The sequence below is a fragment of the Phenylobacterium sp. genome (assembly GCF_020253645.1).
Lineage (GTDB): Bacteria > Pseudomonadota > Alphaproteobacteria > Caulobacterales > Caulobacteraceae > Phenylobacterium.
Genome location: NZ_JADCBG010000224.1, coordinates 23,281 through 30,980 on the forward strand (window position 1 = coordinate 23,281; position 7,700 = coordinate 30,980).

Below are 7,700 nucleotides of genomic sequence, written 5' to 3' on the forward strand. Positions count from 1 at the left end.
TCCATCGGCGTCGCCACGCCCGGCTCTGAAAACACCAGACTGAAACCGGCGGGCCTCATGGCCGGCCGCCTGACCGCTTGGGATGTCTCCCGATAGCGGCCGGAAACCGAAAGTCAGACATGTCTGAAGACAACCCCCACCAGGACGCCGCCGACCTCGTCGAAGCCATCGAGGACGCCAGCCTGGACCTCTCGCCCGCCGAGGAGGCCGCCGTCGAGGACGACGAGCCGTCGCAGGCCGCCCAGGCCATCGCCGCCATGGGCCTGACCCGGATGTCCCTCCAGGAACTGAAGGACAAGTCCCCGGCGGACCTTCTGTCCTTTGCCGAGACCCTGGAGATCGAGAACGCGAACTCCATGCGCAAGCAGGACATGATGTTCGCCATCCTCAAGGTGCTGGCCGAGGAAGGCGTGGAGATTTCGGGGTCAGGAACCATGGAGGTCCTGCCCGACGGGTTCGGCTTCTTGCGGTCGCCGGAGGCCAACTATCTCCCGGGCCCGGACGACATCTATGTGAGCCCCTCGCAGATCCGGAAGTTCGGCCTGAGGACCGGCGACACGGTTGACGGTGGGGTGCGCGCGCCCCGCGAGGGCGAACGGTACTTCGCCCTCGTGAAGGTGGACCAGATCAATTTCGAGCCGCCGGAGAACGTGCGGCACAAGGTGCTGTTCGACAACCTGACGCCTCTCTACCCGCAGGAGCGCCTGCGGATGGAGATCGACGACCCGACCCTCAAGGACCGCTCCGGCCGGGTCATCGACATCGTCTCGCCCCTTGGCAAGGGCCAGCGCTGCCTCATCGTCGCCCCGCCTCGGGTCGGCAAGACCATCATGATGCAGAACATCGCCAAGGCGATCGCGGCCAACCACCCTGAGTGCTACCTGATCGTCCTCCTCGTCGATGAACGTCCCGAGGAAGTCACCGACATGCAGCGGACGGTGAAGGGCGAGGTCATCGCCTCGACCTTCGACGAGCCCGCCCAGCGGCACGTGCAGGTGGCCGAGATGGTGATCGAGAAGGCCAAGCGCCTGGTCGAGCACAAGCGGGACGTGGTGATCCTGCTGGACAACATCACCCGGCTTGGCCGGGCCTACAACACGACCGTACCTTCCTCGGGAAAGGTCCTGACCGGGGGCGTGGACGCCAACGCCCTGCAGCGGCCCAAGCGCTTCTTCGGCGCAGCGCGGAATGTCGAGGAGGGCGGTTCCCTCACCATCATCTCCACGGCCCTGATCGACACGGGCAGCCGGATGGACGAGGTCATCTTCGAGGAGTTCAAGGGCACCGGCAACTCCGAGATCGTCCTGGACCGCAAGGTCGCGGACAAGCGGATCTATCCGGCCATCGACATCCTGAAGTCTGGAACCCGGAAGGACGAGCTCATCACGCCGCCGGGGCAGCTGGCCAAGACCCACGTCCTACGCCGGATCCTCGCCCCCATGGGGGCCCAGGACGCGATCGAGTTCCTCCTCGACAAGCTCCGGCAGTCCAAGAACAACGATGACTTCTTCCAGTCCATGAACACCTGACCTCAGCCTGGTGTTTCACGTGAAACACCAGGCCGGCTGGCCTCTCAGGGGATCAGAAGGGTCGAGCCGACAGTCTGCCGCGTTTCCAGCGCCCCATGGGCGGCGCGCGCCTGGCTGAGCGGGAAGGTCTGTCCGATCTCAATCGTGATCTGCCCGGAGGCGATCCGGGAGAAGACCGCCGCGGCGCTGGCGTCGAGTTCCTCCGTCGTCGCTACATAGTCCCCCAGGGTGGGGCGCGTGAAGAAGAGCGAGCCCATCCGCATGAGCCGACCGGGCTCGACGGCCGGCGGGGGACCCGAGGCGTTCCCGAAGCTGACGAAGACCCCCCGGCGCGACAGGCTGGCCAGGGTGCCCTCGAAGGTCGCCGCGCCCACGGAGTCGTAGGCGACCGGGACGCCGGCCCCGCCGGTGATCCTTCTCACCTCCGCCGCCACATCCTGCTCGCCGTAGAGGATGACGTGATCCGCGCCGAGGTCGCGGACCCGGGCCGCCTTGGCGGCATTGCCGGCGGTGGCGATCACCACGGCGCCCAGGGCCTTGGCCCACTGGACCATGATCTGGCCCACCCCGCCGGCGGCGGCGTGGATCAGCACCGGCTCCCCGGCCGCGACCGGGCGGCAGCGCAGCAGGAGAAACTCGGCCGTCATCCCCTTCAGGAGAGCCGCCGCCGCAGTACGGTCGTCCACGCCCTCGGGGATGGCGACGGCCCGGGCGGCGTCCACGGCGTGCAGCTCGGCATAGGCGCCGATCGGTCCCGAGGCGAAGGCCACGCGGTCGCCGGTGGAAAAGCGGGACACGCCCTCACCCACGGCCACGACCTCTCCGGCGCCCTCCATGCCGAGGCCCGAGGGCAGGCGCAGGGGATAAAGGCCCGATCGGTGATAGGTGTCGATATAGTTCACGCCGATCGCGGCCTGACGGACCAGGACCTGGCCGGGGCCGGGCGAGGGGTCCGGCAGGTCGACCAGCTCAAGGACCTCGGGTCCGCCCGTGGCGGCCAGACGGATCGCCCGCATGGCTCAGGCGCCCCTGAGGTTGGCGCGGAGGAAGGCCAGAGACCGCTCCCCGGCCAGGGCGGCGTCCGCGGCGTGATAGTGCTCGCCGCCGACCCGGGCGAAGGCATGGTCGCGGCCCGGATAGGCGTGAATCGTCGCCAGGGGATTTCCCGCAAGGCCCTCGCGAATGGCCGCCTGGGCGGGCGGGGGCACGAAGCCGTCCGCCTCCGCCACGTGCAGCATGACGGGCTTGCGCAGGTTCGCGGCTTCGCCGAGCAGGCCCTCAATGCCCACGCCGTAATAGGAGACCGCCGCGTCCGCGTCCGTTCGCGTGGCGGTGAGCCAGGCCAGCTGTCCCCCCAGGCAAAAGCCCACGGCGCCGACCTTCCCGTTCCCGCCCGGATCGCTCCGGATCCGCGAGATGGTAGCGGCGATGTCCCTGACGCCCTGGCCCGCGTCGAAGGCGTTCATGAGCGCGAAGGCCTTCTTCCACTCGGCCTCCGTGCGGTCGGTGATGTCGACGCCCGGCTCGATCCGCCAGAAGAGGTCGGGACAGATCGCCAGAAAGCCCTCAGCCGCGAAGCTGTCGGTGATCTCGCGCATCACCGCGTTCACGCCGAAGATCTCCTGCAGCACCACGATGGCCGGGGCCTGCTCAGCGCCGGGCCGCGCGAGGTAGGCCGACATTTCGCCGCCCTCGACCTGGATTCGGACCGTTTCTCCCATGGGGTCATCTCCTGCCTGAAAACAGGCTCAAGGTAGGCGGCGCCGCCCCCTTTCGGAAGTCGCTTTTGCGACCCTCCGGGCCGCGCTATCCTGACCCCTCCCAAGGCCCGACCCCAGGAGGATCGTCCCATGAAGATCACGGTCGAGATCGACTGCTCCCCCATCGAGGCCCGAACCTTCCTGGGTCTCCCCGATGTCAGCGAACTCAACGCCAGCCTGGTCGAGGAGATGCAGTCCCGCATGAGCGCCAACATGGCCATGTTGTCCCCGGAGGAGCTCATGAAGAACTGGATGGCCTTCGGCGCCGGCGCCCAGGAGCAGTTTTCCAAGCTCATGACCCAGGCGGCCGGCATGGGCATGGGGGCCGCAAGGCCCAGATGACCGACACCATCTACGCTCCCGCTACCGCCCCGGGCCGGGCGGCGATTGCGGTCGTGCGCCTGACCGGGCCGCGCGCGGGCGAAGCCCTCGACGCCCTGGCCCGTCGTCGCCCGCCGCCCCGGCAGGCTTCGCGCCGCCGCCTCCGGGGGAGCGAGGGCGAGGTCCTCGATGACGCCCTTGTCCTCTGGATGCCGGGTCCTGCGAGCTATACGGGCGAGGACAGCGCTGAGCTCCATCTTCACGGCGGCCCCGCCGTGGTCTCCGGCGTCCTGGAGGCGCTCGCCGCCCTGGGCCTCAGGCTCGCCGAACCCGGCGAGTTCACCCGGCGGGCCTTCGAGAGCGGACGGCTGGACCTGGCGCAGGCCGAGGGGGTGGCGGATCTCGTCGAGGCCGAGACCGAGGCCCAGCGGCGGCAGGCCCTGGCCCAGCTGGGCGGCGCCCTGGGCCGGGCCCGGGACGCCTGGCGCGCCGACCTGGTCGAAGCTCTCGCGCTGTTCGAGGCGGCTGTGGACTTTCCGGACGAGGATCTCCCGGCGGACGTGGCCCGGCGGGCCCGCCCCGCCCTCGAGCGTCTGACGCGAGCCCTGGCGGAGGCTGTGGACGGGGTCCGGCGCGGGGAACAGGTCCGGGAGGGTTACGCCCTCGCCCTGGTGGGGACGCCCAACGCCGGGAAGAGCACCCTGCTCAACGCCCTCTCGCGCAGAGAGGCGGCGATCGTCACAGCGACCCCGGGAACGACCCGCGACGTCATCGAGGTGTCCCTGCGTCTGGGCGGATACAAGGTGATCCTCGCGGACACGGCGGGCCTGCGCGAGACCGTCGACCTCATCGAGGCCGAGGGCGTGCGCAGGGCGAGGCGCCGGGCCGCCGAGGCGGATCTCAGGCTCTGGGTGGTCGACGGATCCGGCGGCGCGGAAGCAGCCTCCCCGCCGCCCGACGTCCTGTGCCCGGGGGACCTGTGCCTGGTCGCCAAGGCGGACCTTCCGGCTGGAGACGCCACGGCCCGCGCCCTGGCGGAGTCCACCGCCCTCGGCCTCGAGCCCCATCGGGTCTCGGCTCACCGGGCGGCCGATGTCGAGGGCCTCGAGGCGGTGCTGACCCGGAGGGTCCTGTCCGCCCTCGGAGGGGCGGAGCCGCCGGCCGCAACCCGGCTGCGCCACGCGGGGCTGCTGTCCGAGGCCCTGGTCCGACTGGAGAGCGCGATGGCCCTCGCCGAGGATCCCGAGCTGGCGGCCGAGGATGTGCGCCTCGCCGCCCGGGCGCTGGACAGGGTCACCGGGCGGATCGGCCCCGAGGACGTCCTCGATCGTATCTTCTCGACCTTCTGCATCGGCAAGTGAGCTGTTTCACGTGAAACACGGCCCGATCTGGTGTAAGGCCGCTCCGCCATAAAACCCCTGGAGATCGGCTTCAGTCCATGTGGGACGTCATTGTCATTGGAGGCGGGCATGCGGGCTGCGAGGCGGCGGCGGCCTCGGCGCGCGTCGGTGCGCGCACCCTCCTCCTGACCCACCGGATCGAGACTGTGGGGGAGATGAGCTGCAATCCGGCGATCGGCGGGCTCGGGAAGGGCCACCTCGTCCGCGAGATCGACGCCCTCGACGGCCTGATGGGCCGCATGGCCGACGCCGCCGGCATCCAGTTCCGTCTGCTCAACCGGTCCCGCGGCGCCGCCGTGCGGGGGCCCCGGGCCCAGATCGACCGCCGGCTTTACCGGGAGGCCATGCAGGCGGAACTGGCGGCTGTTCCTGGCCTGGAAATCCTCGCCGAGGCGGTGGAGGACCTGATCGTGGTCGATGGCCGCATCGCCGGCGTGGCCGGCGCCTCCGGCCGGACCTATCCCGCCGGTCGGGTGGTCCTGACCACGGGGACCTTCCTGAAGGGGATCATTCACCTCGGCGACCAGAGGATCCCGGCGGGGCGGGCCGGCGAGGCGCCCGCGATCGGCCTGTCAGACCGGCTCTACGGTCTGGGCCTCAGCATGGGGCGGCTGAAGACCGGCACGCCGGCGCGCCTCGATGGCCGGACCATCGCCTGGGATCGCCTGGACAGCCAGGCTGCGGACGATGTCCCGAGCCCCTTTTCCTTCCTGACGGACCGCATCACCAAACCGCAGGTGGCCTGCGGCGTTACGGCCACGACGCCGGAGACCCACCGTATCATCGCCGAGCGACTCTCGGAGTCCGCTGTCTATGGCGGCCGGATCCAGGGCCGGGGGCCGCGGTATTGTCCGTCCATCGAGGACAAGGTCGTGCGCTTCGCGGACCGGACCAGCCACCAGATCTTCCTCGAGCCCGAAGGCCTGGATGACCCGACCGTCTATCCCAACGGGATTTCCACCTCGGTCTCCGCAGAGACCCAGGACCTCTTCCTACGCACCATCCCGGGCCTTGAGTCCGTGCGGGTGGTCCGGCACGGCTATGCGATCGAGTACGACTATGTCGACCCCCGCGAGCTGGACCCCACCCTCGAGGTCAAGCGGCTGCCCGGTCTCTACCTCGCCGGCCAGATCAATGGCACCACGGGGTATGAGGAAGCTGCAGCCCAGGGCCTGATGGCCGGCCTCAACGCCGCACGGTCGGCCGCCGGCGGCGACGCCGCCGTATTCCGCAGGGACGAGGCCTATATCGGGGTCCTGATCGACGACCTGGTCACCCGGGGCGTCACCGAGCCCTACCGGATGTTCACCAGTCGCGCCGAGTTCCGTCTGACCCTCCGCGCCGACAACGCCGACCAGAGGCTGACGGACCGGGGGCTGGCCCTTGGGTGTGTGGGTGTTTCACGTGAAACGGCCTGGACCGCCCGTCGCGCGGAACTCGAAGCCGCGCGCCGCCTCGCGTCCAGTCTCGTCCTCACCCCGGCGGAGGCGGCCAGGGCGGGGCTTCCCGTCAAGGCCGACGGCCAGAGGCGCAACCTCTCCGAGCTCCTCGCCTATCCCACCATCGGCTTCGAGGACCTGGCCCGCATTTGGCCGCAGATCCGGGCCTGGAGTCCCGCCGTGCGCGAGCAGGTCGAGATCGACGCGGCCTATGCGGGATATCTCGACCGGCAGGCGGCGGACGCCGAAGCCTTCCGGCGCGATGAATCCCTGCGACTCCCGACGGGCCTGGACTATGCCGCCGTCGGCGGCCTCTCCAACGAGATTCGCGAGAAGCTGGCCGCCATCCGGCCCCTGACCCTGGGCCAGGCCGCCCGTATCGAGGGGATGACCCCCGGCGCCCTCACCGCCCTTCTCGCCCATGCCCGCCGCCACGCCGCCTGAGCCCGGGGCGCCAGGCCCGCTCACCCGGGCGGGCTTTGCGGCCCTGACCGGCGCGGAGGAGCGGGCCCTCGACGACCTGGAAGTCTATCGCGGTCTCCTCGAGGACTGGAACCAGAGGATGAACCTGGTCGGTCCGGCCACCCTGCCGGACTTCTGGTCGCGACACGCCCTGGACTCCGCCCAGCTGCTCCCCCTTGCACCGGCCGCCCTCACCTGGGCGGACCTGGGAACAGGCGCCGGCCTGCCCGGGGTGGTGCTGGCCATACTCGGACGCAACCACCCCGGCTTCCACGTCCACCTCGTTGAAAGCATGGCGAAACGGTGCCGTTTTCTCCAGGCCGCCGTGGACCGGCTCGGTCTGCCCGCCAGCGTTCATCACGCCCGCGCCGAGGCTCTCGATCTGACTGTGGATATCGTGACCTCCCGGGCTTGCGCCCCCCTGGTCAGGCTGCTTGGGTACGCCCAGCCCTACTTCCGCAACGGCGCGACGGGTTTGTTCCTGAAAGGTCAAGATGTTGTGGCTGAAATCGAAGAGGCCACAAGATCATGGGATTTTCAGGTGGAAATCCTGCCCAGCCTGAGCGATGATCGTGGTCGCATCCTTCGCATCCGGAGTTCTGGCCGTGGCCCCCGTCGCTGAAGACACCCGCCCCCTCCGCGTCCTCGTCGTCGCCAACCAGAAGGGCGGCGTCGGCAAGACCACGACGGCGATCAATCTCGGCACCGCCCTGGCGGCCGTGGGCGAGCGCGTCCTGCTGATCGATTCCGACCCCCAGGGCAACGCCTCCACGGGCCTGGGCGTCCCCC

At 70.0% G+C, this 7,700-nt stretch carries 8 protein-coding genes; 6 read left to right on the forward strand and 2 right to left on the reverse strand.

Translation table 11 applies throughout. The features are described 5' to 3' along the window. The first annotated feature begins 119 nt into the window (after nt 1-119). Complete coding sequence (gene rho, locus INE98_RS14465) at nt 120-1,529, forward strand: transcription termination factor Rho (protein ID WP_293539802.1); 1,410 nt, start codon at nt 120-122, stop codon at nt 1,527-1,529. A gap of 44 nt (nt 1,530-1,573) precedes the next feature. On the opposite strand, the gene INE98_RS14470 is transcribed toward rho, so the two are convergent. Next, nucleotides 1,574-2,545: a quinone oxidoreductase gene (locus tag INE98_RS14470; protein WP_293539803.1), complete on the reverse strand. Its 972-nt coding sequence runs from the start codon at nt 2,543-2,545 to the stop codon at nt 1,574-1,576. Between the two features lie 3 nt (nt 2,546-2,548). After that, nucleotides 2,549-3,250 (reverse strand): dienelactone hydrolase family protein, encoded by a 702-nt coding sequence (locus INE98_RS14475; protein ID WP_293539804.1) that lies wholly within the window; start codon nt 3,248-3,250, stop codon nt 2,549-2,551. Between the two features lie 129 nt (nt 3,251-3,379). On the opposite strand from INE98_RS14475, the gene INE98_RS14480 reads away from it, so the two are divergent. The 5 genes from INE98_RS14480 to INE98_RS14500 form a co-directional block, all read left to right on the forward strand. Continuing rightward, the gene (locus INE98_RS14480) at nt 3,380-3,631 is read left to right on the forward strand and encodes a DUF6489 family protein (protein WP_293539805.1); all 252 of its coding nucleotides are present in this window, start codon (nt 3,380-3,382) and stop codon (nt 3,629-3,631) included. Next, the gene (gene mnmE / locus INE98_RS14485; RefSeq protein WP_293539806.1) at nt 3,628-4,971 is read left to right on the forward strand and encodes a tRNA uridine-5-carboxymethylaminomethyl(34) synthesis GTPase MnmE; all 1,344 of its coding nucleotides are present in this window, start codon (nt 3,628-3,630) and stop codon (nt 4,969-4,971) included. Before INE98_RS14480 ends, mnmE begins: the two co-directional genes overlap by 4 nt. A gap of 77 nt (nt 4,972-5,048) precedes the next feature. Then, nucleotides 5,049-6,893: a tRNA uridine-5-carboxymethylaminomethyl(34) synthesis enzyme MnmG gene (gene mnmG / locus INE98_RS14490; RefSeq protein ID WP_293539807.1), complete on the forward strand. Its 1,845-nt coding sequence runs from the start codon at nt 5,049-5,051 to the stop codon at nt 6,891-6,893. After that, entirely contained in the window at nt 6,871-7,533 is a 663-nt protein-coding gene (gene rsmG / locus INE98_RS14495) for a 16S rRNA (guanine(527)-N(7))-methyltransferase RsmG (RefSeq protein WP_293539808.1), read from the forward strand. Before mnmG ends, rsmG begins: the two co-directional genes overlap by 23 nt. Beyond that, nucleotides 7,517-7,700 (forward strand): ParA family protein (locus tag INE98_RS14500; protein WP_293539809.1); only part of this gene is annotated, 184 nt, incomplete at its 3' end. The genes rsmG and INE98_RS14500, both read left to right, overlap by 17 nt.